Consider the following 13,538-nt stretch of genomic DNA (forward strand, 5'->3'; position numbering starts at 1 on the left):
CGATCACGCACAACCGCCTTGCTGACGCTGGCCGGTTGCATCTGATGAAGAAGAAGAGTCGCGCCTGTTGCGTCGCAACCTGTCTTTACAAGGACGTCATGCCGGCAGAAAATCCCCCAACTTTTTTTCTTGTCGCGTCGGGAAAACGCGTTAACTCAACACCACCACGCCACCCGGCAACCGGCGCGCCTGGAGGCCGAAGGAATACTGCAACTGCACCAGCGCGCTATCGAGCGCGGCAATCGAAAAGCGGCCGTTGACGGCGCTGTTTTCCTGCGCGCTTGCGGCCAGCACCACGCGTCCGGGTCGATAGCGATTGATCTCGTCGATCACGCGCACCAGCGGCGTCTGGCGAAAGACCAGTTCGCCACGGCGCCAGGCCGATGCCGCTTCGCCGTCGATGGCGACGACGCCGCCGAAGGCGTCGCTGTCATACACCAGTTGCTGGCGTTCGGCCAGGCGCGCCTGCCCCTTCGGGTGCGCCACCTGCACCGTGCCGCGCAGGCAGGTCACGCACACCCGGCCGTCGAGATGGCGCACCTCGAACTGGCCTTCGCGCGCGGTGCTGCGTCCGCTGCCTGCGGCCACGCTGAAAGGCGTCGCGCCGGTGGCCAGGTCGACCGCTGCTTCGCCGCCGATCAGTTCCAGCGCGCCGCCGCCGGCGTCCGTCATGTCGCGACGAATGCTGGTCTGCGTGTTCAGGGTCACGCTGACGCCGCCGCCCATGGCCAACTGGCGCTGCTCGCCCTTGGCCGTGCGCGCATCGGCCTGCCATTCATCGAATGACGGCCACAGTTGCAGCGGAGGATGCACGATGGCCGCACCGGCCACCGCCGCCATCGCGCCACCGGCTACCCGCAGGAACAGGCGACGACCGGGCTGTGGACGACGCATGCTGGTTTCGTGGCGTGCGGCGACGGCCTGGTCCTTCTGCAACAGCAAGCCGATGGCGGGACCGAGTGCCTGCCATTGCCGCTTGGCCTCGTCGAAGGCGCGGGCATGCGCGGCGCTGGACTGCTTCCATCGGGTAAAGGCCTGGGCGTCCCATTCGGTCGCCTCGCCCGATGTCAGCCGACGCAACCACACGCGCGCTTCTTGCTTGAGCACGTCGGGCGGAACTTGCTGGTTATCGGATGACATCTTCACGGGTGGCTGAGGTTCTATGACGAAATTTCGGGGTTCATTTATCTAGGACGCTGGCGACGGCACAAACCCGCCATTATTTTTTCTCGTCCAGGCGCGACATGCAAAAATCATGCGCGCGTTTGAGTTCATGTTCGACGGTGCGCAGCGAAATACCCAGCCGTTCGGCGACTTCCTTTTGCAGCATGCCCTCCAGCCGCACCATGATCAGGATCTCGCGACGCCGCGCCGGCATGCGCTCCAGCAGCCGCAACAGGGCCTGCACCTCGGAACGCGCCTCGACCGTCTGCTCCGGACCCGGCGCGTGGTCGGCAAGGTCCAGCAGCTCGGCGATTTCGCCCGGCGGCAACGCGCGGCTCTGGCTGCGCCGCTGGTCGACGGCGATGTTGGCCGCCATGCGCAACAGGAAGGCATGCGGATTCATGATCGGACTGGTATCGGCGTCCATGCGCTGCAACCGCAGCCAGGTGTCTTGCAAGGCGTCGCCGGCCAGGTCGTCGCTGCCCAGCAGACGGGTCAGACGACGCTTGAGGTCGCCATAACGTGACGCCAGATGGCCCAGCAGCGTCGAACGGACGTCTTCGACCATCACGGCGCTCCCGACGCACAGGTGCGGCCTGCCATCTGGCCCTGCGGCAGGATCAGCAGCGTCAGTGGCTGCACCAGCCCGGCCGGCGGCGGCTGGCCGATTTCAAGGCCGGCCAGCGCCGCCGTCAGCAGACGGTCGCGCGGCGCGCTGCCGGTGCTGCCCAGCAGGCGCGCACGACGCACCCGCCCACCCGCATCGATGTTGAAGCGCAGCAGCGCACGATAGGAGCCGGGCGCCGTGAGCTGGTCGGCGCAGAAGGTGGCCCAGGCGCGGCTTTGCACCAGGGCGTCGTACTCGTCGTTGGGAATATGGGAGTTGCTGGCTGGGACCGCATCGCCCGCGGGCGCCTGCTTGAGCACCAGGGCCTCGACGGCGCCATCGCGAATCTCTTCGATGACCAGCCCGCTGCCCTGCAGCAACAAGCGCAAGGCAGTGCTGGCGTCGTGCCGGCCCTGCACTGACGATGCCGTCCTGCCCGCCACCAGTGCGCTCGGATAGAGCGTCGGCCGGCCTGTCAGGACGGTGTAGCGATCCAGCGCATCGACCAGCGGTCCGGCGGGGATATCGAATTCGAACGATTGCTGCAAGCTCCCCTCCCTTCCCTGTGCCTTGGCGATCGGCGTTGTCATGGCGATCAGCACGCTCAGTATCAGGACACGAGATGCAAACGTCAGCCCCCTGATCACAAGCCCGCCCTTTTCGGTAAATGAATTGCCGACGGTATGGGTCGTGCGCTGACGGCAGTGTCTTTACAAAGACCCGCTAATGTAACTGCGTAAAGTTACAGTTCGATGACGTGGGGATGACGCTGGCAGTCAGGGTGCCTGCAGGCTGGCGCCCTCGGCGTCGTCGGCCTTTTTCAGTTCCAGCGGCACGAACAGGCGGGCCGAGGCGCGCTGGATCAGCAGCGCCGCCGAACCGGTGCTGTCGCGCGCCTGGCGGATCTGCTCCACCAGGGCATCGACGCTGGCCACGCTGTCGCCATTGATGGACAGGATGACATCACCGGCCTTGACCCCGGTGCGCGCAGCGGCCTGGTTGACCCGTTCGACCAGCAAGCCGCCCTCGACCCGCAGCATGGCCTGCTCTTGCGGCGCCAGCGGGCGCACCGAGATGCCCAGGGGCGCTGAAGGAACAGCCGCCCTGGCCAGCGGGGCCGAGGTCTCGAAGGCGTCGACCGCCATATCCAGTTCGGCCAGTGTCCGGTTGCGCCAGATCTGCACCGCCATGCGCTGACCGGGCGAGCGCGCGGCAATATAGGTGAGCGCGTCGGCCGACTGGATCACCTGCTGGCGGTCGACCTTGAGGATCACGTCGCCCGACTTCAAGCCGGCGCGTGCGGCCGCGCCGTACGGCGCCACGTAACTCACCAGCGCGCCCACCGGTCGCGCCAGCCCGAACGACTGCGCCAGCGCCTGGCTGACTTCTTGCACCGACACGCCGATACGACCGCGGGTGACCACGCCCCTGGCCTGTAGTTGTTCCTTGATGCGCATGGCGACATCGATCGGGATGGCGAACGACAAGCCCTGGTAGCCCCCGCTGTTGCTGTAGATGCGCGAATTGATGCCGATCACTTCGCCACGCATGTTGAACAGCGGGCCGCCCGAGTTGCCCGGATTGATCGGCACATCGGTCTGCAGGAAAGGCATGTAGTCGGCGCCCGGCAAGCTGCGCCCCTTGGCGCTGACAATGCCCGCCGTGACCGAATTGCTGAAACCGTAAGGCGCGCCGATGGCCAGCACCCATTCGCCGACCTCGATGCGGGCCGGGTCGCCGACCCTCACCACCGGCAGGCCGCTGGCGTCGATCTTGAGCAGGGCGACATCGGAAAGGGTATCGAGCCCCAGCAGGCGCGCCTTGTATTCGCGGCGGTCGCTGAGCTTGATGCTGATGTCGGAGGCCCGTGCCACCACGTGGGCGTTGGTCAGGATGTAGCCGTCGGCGCCGACGATGAAGCCCGAACCGAGCGTGCCGTCCTCGATGCGATCCTGCGCTGCGCCCGCCTGGCGCGAGGCGATGGCTTCGCGCGCCACGCCGATGTTGACCACCGCCGCGCCCTGCGCCTTGACCAGCCGGGTGAAGTCGGGCGCACCCCGATCAGCGACGTTCTGGCCGCGCTCGGCAGGCGCATCGGCAGCGGCGTGGCAGCAGGTTGCCATCAGCGACAACGTCAACAGGCAAAGCGGCAGGCGAAGGGAAGCGTTCATCATGGGTTCGGGCAATCCGTGCGGTGATGGGCTGATGTGTGGAGCGAAAGATTACCCGAAAAAGTACGGGCCAATCCTCACTTGAAGCGCCATTTACCTGATTTGCCGCAGTCACGGAACGGATGAAGGGAGAAACAAAGATTTTCTGCGGTCTTCGGCACTTCAAAACGTCTAAGTAAAAGAGATCGACGATTCGATCGCGGGAGCAGCGCCATGAAGATCTTTTATGCGTCACGCCGGATTCCGGGCATCGCCACGGCGGCAAGGCATGTCAGCTGGTGCAGCTGGCCACCCCTGTTATGGGCGGTGGCGACCGTCAGCTCGCCCACCATCTGGATCGTGCTCCTGATGCTGCGCAGCGACGCCCGATGCGATCAGCCTTTGTTCTGGTGGGGCCTGGGACCGGCCGTGGCGCTGAGTCACGCGCTGGCCATCTGGTCATGGCGACCAGACGCCTGGCGCAGCCGACGCCGGGCCGGCATGAGCTACCTCGGCACGGCGCTGCCCGCGACCATCCTGCTGGTGCTGCTGCTGGCCTGGTGCTCGGGCTTCCTGCACGACATGTTGCCGCTGGCAGAACGCTGGACCGGGCGCGCCGAGGCCTGGGCGTCACTGGGCTGCGGCGCTGCCATCATCGTCGCGTTTGCATTGATGTCGCATCTGCCGAGTGCCGCAGTCCTGCCCAGCCTGGCGTTCAGGGGGGCAGCACCTCGAACACCAGCACCTGGGTGACTTGCGAGGGCAGGAAATTGTTATCCGAGATCAACACCAGGCTATCGTGGCCGTTGGCCAGCTTCGGCCCCCAGGCGACGCCTTCCAGGTTGTCCACCTTGTCGATGCCCAGCGTGTCGAAGTCCAGCACCAGGCGCTTGGCGGCCGGGGTGATGCCGGTGGCGGCCGTCAATGCGGCAACGTTGCGGATGTCGGTGGCCTGGGCCACGTCCAGCTCATAGAGCCGGATATGAAACCTGAACACGCCATCGCTGCCCTGCACGCCCGAGCGTTCCAGCGCCAGCAGCCGCTGATCGTCCACCGCCAGGATCTCGGACAGGCCATTGTCGGCGTAGCGACCGCCTGGCGCGAAGCGGATCGGATCGAGCTGGTAGGCGTACTGCGCCAGCATCACGCCATCCCGGCCGTAACGGCTGATGCGCACCGGCGCGCCCTGCTTCAGGCTGGGCGGCGCGCCGTCCTGATACAAGGGGCCTTCCATGCCCAGCCACAGGTCGCGGCCATCGGCTGAAAAACTGAGTCCCTCGAACGACAGGTTGTTGCGCGAACCCAATGGCTGGTCGGGATGCACGTCGAACATGTGGCCGACCGGAAAATGCGCCAGAAAATGGCCATTGCGATCGGCCCGCCGCACGAACGGCGACATGCCATAGCGCCGGCTGCCTTCGCTGGCGTACCAGATGCTGCCGTCGCGGGGATCGATGCGTATCGATTCGAGATCGGGGATATCCCCTGCCCGCTTGCCCTGCTCGGCTTCGCCCGGATAGAGCGAGCCATCGGGTTGCCTGAAGAACTTCACGTCTTCCACCGCCAGCCGATGAAAACCGGCCAGGTCGTATTGCAGCCGCATCACATAGAAGCGGGCCGGATTGATCTCGGAGCGATCGTCGCTTTGCGCCACCCAGGTATCGGTCGCGGCGTCGTAGTCGATGCCCGACAGGCCGCCGATGACGGTATCGCGAAATGGCTGGTTCAATGCTATGCGCTGCTCACCCAGGAGCCTCAGGCTGCCGATGCGATGGCCGGGACCGGCCTGGCTTGACGCCACCTGCGCGCAGGCTGCCAGCCAGAGACAGGACGCCAGCAGCAGCAGGCGCGAGCAACGGAAAGACCAGTTCATGTGGAACTCACCAAAAGAAGAGAAACCGCATCAGGGCAGCCTGGCGATGCGTTCGAATACCAGCGCCAGCAATGCCGGGTTGTCGACGCCGGTGGCAGCCTGCACCATCGGCCCCGCTCCTGCGGCGACATCAAAATGCGCCAGCACATACCCTTCGCTGGTGCCGGCACGCACATCGACCTGCACCCGACAGGGTTGCATGTCGAACAACTGCGGGCGCAGCAGGTAAGCCACCGGACAGACATCGTGCAACAACGGATCCATCGCGGCATACGCCTGCAGCATGGCGGCTGCGGCATTGCCGCTGCGACTGTCCAGGCCCGCGAAAGAGGCAATCCATGGCGGGCTCATGATGGCCTGGTGCGTCACATCCAGCGCAAACAGCGAGATCGCAGCGCCACTGCGCAGGACGATGTCGGCCGCCAGCGCGTCAGCGTAGAAATTGAACTCTGCCGCCGGCCTGATATTGCCCGGCACCCGCAAGGCGCCGCCCATGATCGCCAGGCGCCCGGCCCGCTGCAACACTCCAGGCGAGAGCAGTTCGGCCAGCGCCAGGTTGGTCAACGGGCCCATCGCCACGAGGTCGATACTAGCCGGCGAATGTTGCCGCAGCATGTCCACCAGCGCGATGGCGGCATGACCGGCGGCAATCGCGCCGGGCTGGCCCAGGTCGACGCCGCCCAGGCCATCTTCGCCATGCACCAGGTTGCAGCGCGGTGCGCCGCCGGCCAGCGGCCGTTCGGCACCGGCATGCACCGGCACCTGCGGGCGCCCGGCCAGGTCGAGGATCTGGCGGGCGTTGCGGGCCGTGACCGGTGCCGGACGATTGCCGGCCACCGTAGTCACGGCCAGCAGATCGAGTTCCGGACTGCCGGCGGCCAGCAACAGGGCCAGGGCGTCGTCGATGCCCGGATCGCAGTCGATGATGGTCGCTCTCATGCTGATGTCTCCTTGGGTCGTATGCCGTGTTGCAGCACGCAAGCCACCCGTTGCTGATCCGGCAGCCCGCCGCGCGCGCCCAGCGCCGCCACCGTGCAACTGGCCGCGGCGCAGGCAAAGCGCAGCGCCTCGGGCAGCGCCTGCCCTGCCAGACGGGCGCAGAGGTAGGCGGCGTTGAAACTGTCGCCGGCGCCAGTGGTATCGCGCACGGTGGCCGGAAAAGCGACATGGCGCGCATGGCCGCCGTGATTGATCGCCACGGCACCCTCGGCGCCCAGCGTCACCACCACTTCGCCGGGACCCAGCGCCAGCACCTCGCGCATCGCGTCCGGCGTGGGCGGCTGGCCGGTGCCGGCCAGGAAGCCGGCTTCGTTGAAGAAGACGATATCGGCCAGCGCCGCGCGGCGGCGCATCTGGCCGGGGTCGGGGGCGACGGCTGCCTCGAGGTCGATGGCGATGCGCACGCCGGCCTGGCGGGCTTGATGACACAAGCCTGCGAACTGGTCGAAGTCATACGGCATGGCATACATCATCCGGGTCTGCGCCAGGGCTTGTGCCAGGCCATGGGCCTCGACCGGCGCCGCCGGCATGGGCATATAGATGATCGACTTCTCGCCCGTCGGTGCCAGCACCGCGATGGCAGAAGCCGAGGGCGTCTGCGCCATGCTGGACAACCAGCGCGTGTCCACCGCATGACCCAGCAGCGAAGCGCGCAGCAGGCTGGCATAGGCGTCGTCGCCAGTGCGACCGAACAGCGCCGAGCGCAGCCCCAGGCGCGCAGCGGCGCAGGCGACGTTGGCCGTGGTGCCGCCGGGCCAGATGCCGAGCGACTGGCCGAGCGTCTTGCCGCCGACCGGCGGCAGCGCGTCAGCGCGCAACATGATGTCGGCGACCGGATCGCCAAAGGCCAGCAGGTCGAATTCGCGCGGCGAGGTCATCATCGGACTGCCCCGGCCACGGCGTTGGCCGCAGCAATGCGATGCAGGCCGTCGGCCATTTGCGCCAGGTCGAAGTCGGCCCGGTTGACCAGCAGGAACTCATCCAGCAGGTCGACCGGCAACGCCGCCGTGCCGCGCAAGGCCCCCGCCACCGCGCCGGCCATGGTGGCGATGGAATCGGTATCGTTGCCGATCGACGAGCACAGCGCGATGGTGCGCAGCGGGTCGCCCTGGGCATAGCGCAGCACGCCCAGCGCGGCCGGCACCGATTCGGCCGCCAGCACCGAGTTGCCGACCATCTTTTCCATGTTGACCAGGAACGAGTAATCGTCATGCGCCTCATCGGCGATGCGCAAGGCCATCTCCAGGCGCGCCAGGTAATTCGGGCCGGCCACGCTGCGCGCCTGCTGGCGCGCCAGTTGTTCGCCGATGCGACCACCCCGCACCGCGGCCGCAATCACCTCGTGCAGGTCGCCCGCCACCAGCGCCTGGGCGGTGGCGGCCGCAATCGAGCAGGCCGCCGAGATGGCGACGTCGGTATCGTGCGAAGGCAGGCAGGTCACCAGGGCCTGGGCGCACGCGCCCTCGATGTCGCCCGGGTGTACCAGCCCCGCCGGGGCTACCCGCATGGCGGCGCCATTGGTGATGCCGACGGTGGTCATCTTGCGCCGCGAGCGGCCGATGATGCCGACGTCGTTGATGTCGCCGCCCTCTTGCAGCGCCTTGACCATCATGGCCGTGCTCGGCCCCATGAAACCAGCCTTGGGGCTGGTGGCGGCCCAGTCCAGCAGGCAGGCTACCCAACCGTCGTAGTCGAGCCTGCCGCCGGCCTTGATCAAGGCGCGCGCCAGGTAATACATCTGACTGGCGTCATCGGTGACTTCGCCGCGCAGGCCGGCATTGGCACCCGCAAAAGTGTCGTCGGGCGGGGTGCCGAAACGGGTCACCAGGCCGCCGTGGCGACGGGCGATTTCTTCGATGCTCCATTGTTCGGTCTGCGCGCCCAGGGCATCGCCCATGCCGGCCAGCGCCAGCGAAGCGAAGATCCGGTCTCTCAAGGTAATGCTGCTCACATGCGTCTCCAGTTATTTGTTGCACTTGCCGTTACAGGCTTCGCCCGCGGCGACGGGCCCCCGCTGCCGCCAGCGCCAGCAGGGTCACCAGCGGCGGCAGCAGGTAAATCAATTGCGGCGGGATGCGCGACGCCCCCAGTTGCGTGGCCAGCACCGCGCTGGCGCCGAACAGCAGCGACGCGGCCACCGTGCCGCGCAGTCCACGGGCGCCGACGAACACCGCCGCCAATGCCAGAAAGCCGCGTCCGGCCGTCATGTCAGCCTGGAACAGGCTGAGATAACCCAGGCTCAGGTAGACCCCGCCCAGCCCGGCCAGCAAGCCCGACAGCAGCAACGCCATATAACGCATGCGCTTGACGGGAATACCGGCGGCCAGCGCCGCCAGCGGGTTCTCGCCGGCCGCGCGCAGCCAGATGCCGTAGCGCGTGCTGCGCAGGAACCACCACAACAGCGGGATCGCCAGCAGCGCCAGCACCACCAGCACATGATGGCCGCGCCGGTTCTCGCCATTGAGCAACAGGTCCAGCAGCGGCCAGCCTTGCAGGCCAGATATCGGCACGCTGGGCAGCACCGGGCTGTCGAGGCTGGCGGTGGAGCCCTTGTCGCCGGTCAGCGCCGTCATCAGCAACACCGTCAGGCCTGCCGCGAGGATGTTGATGGCGATGCCGGCCACGATCAGGTCGCCGCCCCACTCCAGATGAAACACCGCCAGCAGGCCCGCCATCAGCAGCGCCGCCAGCAACCCGCCGCCGCACCCGATCCACGGATACAGGCCCGGTGCCAGGCCGGGAAACCAGTGCGCCGCCTGGACCGACACCAGCACCGCAAAGAAGGCTGCCACCAGCATCAAGCCCTCCAGGGCGACGTTGGTGCAGCCGGCCAGGTCCGACACCAGTCCCCCCAGCGCCGCCAGCAGAATCGGCGCGGTCGCGCGCAGGATGGCGGGCAGGAGTCCGGCCGCCAGCAGCATCCAGGCGTCATGCGACATGACGGCCTCCGCGACGGGCGCGCCAATCGAGCCACCAACCGGCCAGCGCCGGTCCCATGCGCTCGGACACCACGAACAGGATCATCAGCGCCTGGATCACCAGCACCACTTCGCGCGCGACGTCGGTGCTGCGCTCCATGGCCAGCGCCCCGGTACGCAACCAGGCATAGAGCAGCGCCGCCCATGGCACCGCACGCGGATTGTTGCGCGCCAGCAGCGCCACCAGCAGTCCTTCGTAGCCCAGCCCGGTGGGCAAGTCCACCGGCAGCCGCTTGAGCAGCCCGTGGCTGATATGAACCCCGGCCTGCGCGGCGAACACGCCACCCAGCGCCATCGACAGCCAGATCGTGCGTTGCACCGGCAGCCCGGCCTGACGGGCAAAGGCCGGGGCCTCGCCCACCACCCGGATCTCGTAGCCCAGCGTGGTACGCATCAGCAGCAGCCAGGCCAGCCACACCAGGACCGGCAGCGCCAGCAGCATGACAGTGACGTTGGTATTGGCCAGCAACACCGGCAGATGCAGCCCCGACGCCAGCACCGGCGTGACGATGAAACCGGCCGCCGGGTCGCGCAGCAGATCGGTCACCACCCAGCGATAGAATTGCACCGCGATGATATTGAGCATCAGGGTGCTGACGATTTCATTGACGTCGAAGCGCACCTTGAGCAGGCCCGGCAGCGCGCCCCACACAAAGCCGGCGATGCAGGCCGCGCCGAAGGCCAGCGGCAGCGCCAGGGTCCAGGGGCCGGGCAGCCACAGGCTGACGGCGGTGGCGGCCAGCGCGCCAAGAAACAATTGACCATCCGCCCCCAGCGAGAACTGTCGCGCCCGGAACGGCAAGCTCACCGCCAGCCCCAGCAGGCAGAGCGTGATGGCGTCTTCGATCACGGCGCCGAAGCGCACCATGCGGGTCAGCTGCCAGCCGCCATCAGCACTCCAGTCCAGGCGCGGCATGGGTCCCGTCAACAGCACCAGGAAGGCGCGCACCGGTTCGTCGCTCACCGCCAGCGTGATCAGAAAACCGACCACCAGCGAGGCCAGCAACGCCAGCGGCAGACGCCAGCGCTGCGCCAGCGCCTGGCGCTGCAACTGTTGCTGCAATAAGCGGTTGAACGGGGTCATGACGCAACTCCTGATGCCGTGAATGGGGCGTCCAGCGTGGCCGCCACGTTGTCTTGCCGGTGGCTTCCAGTCATGTAGGGTCCCAGGGTTTCCACGGCCAGGTCCTGGCCGCAGAAATGCGCCACCAGTTCGCCTCCGGCCATGACCGCCACCCGGTCCGACAGCGACAGCAATTCGTCCAGATCGGCCGAGATCAGCAACACCGCACTGCCCGCCTGGCACAGCGCTACCAGCTGCGTCTGCAGGCTGCGCGCAGCGCCCATGTCGACGCCGCGCGTGGGCTGGCTGGCGATCAGCAGGCGCGGCGCGCCAGCGGTCTCGCGCCCCAGCACCACCTTCTGCATGTTGCCGCCCGACAGGGTCCCGATCAGGTCTTGCGCCGAGGCAGCCTTCACGCCGCAGCGTTCGATGACCTGCCGGGCGGCCGCGCCGATGGCGGCGATGTCCAGCCAGCCACGGCGCGACAGGGGCCGCTGGTGGTAGCGGGTGGCGATGAGGTTGTCGGCGATGCTCATGTTCACGGCCACGCCATCGTGCAAGCGGTCTTCGGCGATGGCCGCCACGCCGCAGCTGCGCACGGCGCGCACGTCCAGGCCGCTGAAGCGGCGGCCATCGACGCTGGCCTGGCCGCCCTGCGTCGGGTGCTGCCCCAGCAAGACCCTGGCCAGCAGGTCCTGGCCATTGCCTTCGACACCGGCAATACCAAGGATTTCACCGGCCGCGATATCGAACGACAGCGGCCCCAGCGCCTGCCGGCCATCGGCATGACGCGCCTGCAACCCGCGCACCGACACCAGTGGCACGCCGGTGCGTGTGACCGATGGACGCAGCGGCAGCGGCATGGCGGCAGCGCCCACGATCATGTGGCCCAATTCGGTCGGTGAGGTGTCCCGCATCATGCCGGCACCGCTCACGCGACCACGGCGCAGTACCGTGAAGCGATCGGCGATGGCGCAGACTTCGCGGGTCTTGTGCGAGATCAGCACCACCGTCAAGCCTTCGGCGACCATGCTGCGCAAGGCATCGAACAGCGCCTGCGCTTCTTGCGCCGCCAGCACCGCCGTGGGTTCATCGAGCAGCAGGATACGGGCGCCACGGAACAGCGCCTTGAGGATCTCGACCCGCTGCTGCATACCAATGGCCAGCTCGCCGGCACGGGCCTGCGGATCGACCTCCAGCCCGAAACGCCGCGACAGCGCGCGCACCTGTTGCACCGCTGCGCGCCGGTCGATGCGCCCACCCCGCATCGGCTCAGCCCCCAGCACGATATTGTCGGCCACACTGAACGACGGCAGCAGTTGCGGATGTTGCGGCACCAGCCCGATGCCGGCCGCAATTGCCGCCGCCGGGTTCGGCAGGTGCAGCATCTGGCCCTGCATGCGCAGATGGCCGCTGCCCGGCTGCTCCTGCCCATAGAGCATCTTCATCACGGTCGACTTGCCGGCGCCGTTTTCGCCGACGATGGCGTGAATCTCGCCGGCATGAATCGCCAGGCTCACGTCGTCGCTGGCCAGGGTACCGTTGGGATAGACCTTGGAGACATGCTGCAGCTCAAGCAAGGGAGCGTTCTGTGTCGGTTTGGCGGGGTTCATCCTGGGTTCCCTGTGCGGGTGAAGGCGCTGGGTATCCGGACCCGTCCTGCCACGATATCGGCGCGCACCGCATCGAGCCGCGCCGCGATGGCCGCCGGGGCGTTATCCATTACCTGCGAGTGCGGCGCCAGTCCGATCCCGCCTTCGGCCAGGCCCAGCGAACGCGCCCGGCCCCACGGCAGTTGTCCCTGCAAGTGCTGTCCCAGCGCCTGGACGATGGCCACGTCGATGTTCTTCATCACCGAGGTCACGATGGCGCCAGCGCGTTGCGGATTGCTGCGGTAGGCCAATGCGTACTGGTCGAGATCGACGCCGATGGCATAGCGATGCGCCTGGCTGACCGCCTCGTTGACACCCTGCCCGGTGGCGCCGGCGGCGTGGAAGATCAGCGCGGCACCAGCCGTCATCTGAGCGTTGGCGATGTCCTTGCCGGCGGCCGGGTCCGAAAAACCGTTGGCATACTGGCTGGCCACCACGATGGCGGGGTCGAAGGCCCGGGCGCCGGCGCGAAAGCCCACCAGGTAGTCTTCGATCACCGGAAACTGCATGCCGCCGACGACGCCAAGGCTGCCATTGGCGGGCACGCCCGGCAGCGCATGCTCGCGCAGCAGCATGGCGGCCAGATAGCCGGCCAGGTAAGCGCCTTCGTTCTGGCGAAACAGGATGGAATGGACATTGGCGCACGCGCAGTGCGCATAGTCGACTGCGGCATCGAAGACGATGAAGCGCATGCGCGGAAACTGCGCCGCCAGCTTTTGCACAGTGGGCACCATGGTGAAGGTGCCGACCACGATCAGGTCATGTTCGCCGCTGTCGGCCAGATCAGCCAGGGCCGACTCCCAGCGGGTCGGATCGATGCCGCCTTCCACCACCCTGGTGGTGACCGGCAGGCGTTGGCGCGCCTGGCGCATGCCGGCGGCAGCCGAATCGAAGAACGACTTGTCACCCAGCGTGCCATTGACGAACAGCACTGCCCGCAAACGGCTGCCGGGCGCGCTGGCATCGGCGCGGTCGGCCAGGCGGCCCAGCAGCGACAGTGCGATCACTGCGGCGATGCCCCACGCCAGGCGTTTCAACAGGAGATTCAAGGT

General features: G+C 67.5%; 13 protein-coding genes. 1 reads left to right on the top strand and 12 read right to left on the bottom strand.

Features of this window, described 5'->3' with window-relative positions:
* Positions 1-150: 150 nt before the first annotated feature.
* From LBW87_RS15800 to LBW87_RS15815, 4 genes are all read right to left on the bottom strand, one after another.
* On the bottom strand, positions 151-1,140 hold the full coding sequence (locus tag LBW87_RS15800; RefSeq protein WP_225202545.1) for a FecR family protein: 990 nt from the start codon (positions 1,138-1,140) through the stop codon (positions 151-153).
* Between the two features lie 79 nt (positions 1,141-1,219).
* A complete protein-coding gene (locus tag LBW87_RS15805; protein ID WP_225202446.1) occupies positions 1,220-1,732 on the bottom strand; it encodes an RNA polymerase sigma factor in 513 nt (170 codons plus the stop codon).
* Positions 1,732-2,361, bottom strand: a complete 630-nt coding sequence (locus LBW87_RS15810) for a hypothetical protein (protein ID WP_225202447.1) — start codon at positions 2,359-2,361, stop codon at positions 1,732-1,734. Before LBW87_RS15810 ends, LBW87_RS15805 begins: the two co-directional genes overlap by 1 nt.
* A 186-nt stretch (positions 2,362-2,547) precedes the next feature.
* Positions 2,548-3,942: a Do family serine endopeptidase gene (locus LBW87_RS15815; RefSeq protein ID WP_225202448.1), complete on the bottom strand. Its 1,395-nt coding sequence runs from the start codon at positions 3,940-3,942 to the stop codon at positions 2,548-2,550.
* Between the two features lie 213 nt (positions 3,943-4,155).
* Between LBW87_RS15815 and LBW87_RS15820 the strand changes: the two genes are divergently transcribed.
* Positions 4,156-4,674: a hypothetical protein gene (locus LBW87_RS15820; RefSeq protein ID WP_225202449.1), complete on the top strand. Its 519-nt coding sequence runs from the start codon at positions 4,156-4,158 to the stop codon at positions 4,672-4,674.
* On the opposite strand, the gene LBW87_RS15825 is transcribed toward LBW87_RS15820, so the two are convergent.
* The 8 genes from LBW87_RS15825 to LBW87_RS15860 are packed head-to-tail and all read right to left on the bottom strand — an operon-like array spanning position 4,637 to position 13,535.
* Positions 4,637-5,794 (bottom strand): esterase-like activity of phytase family protein, encoded by a 1,158-nt coding sequence (locus LBW87_RS15825; RefSeq protein ID WP_225202450.1) that lies wholly within the window; start codon positions 5,792-5,794, stop codon positions 4,637-4,639. The two genes, LBW87_RS15820 and LBW87_RS15825, sit on opposite strands and share 38 nt — an antisense overlap.
* Before the next feature lie 30 nt (positions 5,795-5,824).
* Positions 5,825-6,733 (bottom strand): nucleoside hydrolase, encoded by a 909-nt coding sequence (locus LBW87_RS15830; RefSeq protein WP_225202451.1) that lies wholly within the window; start codon positions 6,731-6,733, stop codon positions 5,825-5,827.
* On the bottom strand, positions 6,730-7,674 hold the full coding sequence (locus LBW87_RS15835) for a carbohydrate kinase family protein (RefSeq protein WP_225202452.1): 945 nt from the start codon (positions 7,672-7,674) through the stop codon (positions 6,730-6,732). Before LBW87_RS15835 ends, LBW87_RS15830 begins: the two co-directional genes overlap by 4 nt.
* Positions 7,671-8,744 carry an ADP-ribosylglycohydrolase family protein gene (locus LBW87_RS15840; protein WP_225202453.1) on the bottom strand — a complete coding sequence of 358 codons (1,074 nt, stop codon included), beginning with the start codon at positions 8,742-8,744 and terminating at the stop codon, positions 7,671-7,673. The genes LBW87_RS15835 and LBW87_RS15840 overlap by 4 nt, the downstream gene beginning before the upstream one ends.
* Before the next feature lie 31 nt (positions 8,745-8,775).
* Positions 8,776-9,732: an ABC transporter permease gene (locus tag LBW87_RS15845; RefSeq protein WP_225202454.1), complete on the bottom strand. Its 957-nt coding sequence runs from the start codon at positions 9,730-9,732 to the stop codon at positions 8,776-8,778.
* A complete protein-coding gene (locus LBW87_RS15850) occupies positions 9,722-10,855 on the bottom strand; it encodes an ABC transporter permease (protein ID WP_225202455.1) in 1,134 nt (377 codons plus the stop codon). The genes LBW87_RS15845 and LBW87_RS15850 overlap by 11 nt, the downstream gene beginning before the upstream one ends.
* Positions 10,852-12,447: an ABC transporter ATP-binding protein gene (locus LBW87_RS15855; protein WP_225202456.1), complete on the bottom strand. Its 1,596-nt coding sequence runs from the start codon at positions 12,445-12,447 to the stop codon at positions 10,852-10,854. Before LBW87_RS15855 ends, LBW87_RS15850 begins: the two co-directional genes overlap by 4 nt.
* Positions 12,444-13,535, bottom strand: coding sequence for a BMP family lipoprotein (locus LBW87_RS15860; RefSeq protein WP_225202457.1), 1,092 nt, complete (start codon positions 13,533-13,535; stop codon positions 12,444-12,446). The genes LBW87_RS15855 and LBW87_RS15860 overlap by 4 nt, the downstream gene beginning before the upstream one ends.
* Between the last annotated feature and the right edge of the window lie 3 nt (positions 13,536-13,538).

This window comes from Herbaspirillum sp. alder98, from assembly GCF_020179755.1.
Taxonomy (GTDB): Bacteria; Pseudomonadota; Gammaproteobacteria; order Burkholderiales; family Burkholderiaceae_D; genus Herbaspirillum.

What these genes read in the sequence shown, in the direction of transcription:
- LBW87_RS15855 (WP_225202456.1), bottom strand. Translation starts at nt 12,447, where the DNA reads ATGAACCCCGCCAAACCGACACAGAACGCTCCCTTGCTTGAGCTGCAG.
- LBW87_RS15830 (WP_225202451.1), bottom strand. Translation starts at nt 6,733, where the DNA reads ATGAGAGCGACCATCATCGACTGCGATCCGGGCATCGACGACGCCCTG.
- LBW87_RS15825 (WP_225202450.1), bottom strand. Translation starts at nt 5,794, where the DNA reads ATGAACTGGTCTTTCCGTTGCTCGCGCCTGCTGCTGCTGGCGTCCTGT.
- LBW87_RS15845 (WP_225202454.1), bottom strand. Translation starts at nt 9,732, where the DNA reads ATGTCGCATGACGCCTGGATGCTGCTGGCGGCCGGACTCCTGCCCGCC.
- LBW87_RS15815 (WP_225202448.1), bottom strand. Translation starts at nt 3,942, where the DNA reads ATGAACGCTTCCCTTCGCCTGCCGCTTTGCCTGTTGACGTTGTCGCTG.
- LBW87_RS15835 (WP_225202452.1), bottom strand. Translation starts at nt 7,674, where the DNA reads ATGATGACCTCGCCGCGCGAATTCGACCTGCTGGCCTTTGGCGATCCG.
- LBW87_RS15810 (WP_225202447.1), bottom strand. Translation starts at nt 2,361, where the DNA reads ATGACAACGCCGATCGCCAAGGCACAGGGAAGGGAGGGGAGCTTGCAG.
- LBW87_RS15820 (WP_225202449.1), top strand. Translation starts at nt 4,156, where the DNA reads ATGAAGATCTTTTATGCGTCACGCCGGATTCCGGGCATCGCCACGGCG.
- LBW87_RS15850 (WP_225202455.1), bottom strand. Translation starts at nt 10,855, where the DNA reads ATGACCCCGTTCAACCGCTTATTGCAGCAACAGTTGCAGCGCCAGGCG.
- LBW87_RS15800 (WP_225202545.1), bottom strand. Translation starts at nt 1,140, where the DNA reads ATGTCATCCGATAACCAGCAAGTTCCGCCCGACGTGCTCAAGCAAGAA.
- LBW87_RS15805 (WP_225202446.1), bottom strand. Translation starts at nt 1,732, where the DNA reads ATGGTCGAAGACGTCCGTTCGACGCTGCTGGGCCATCTGGCGTCACGT.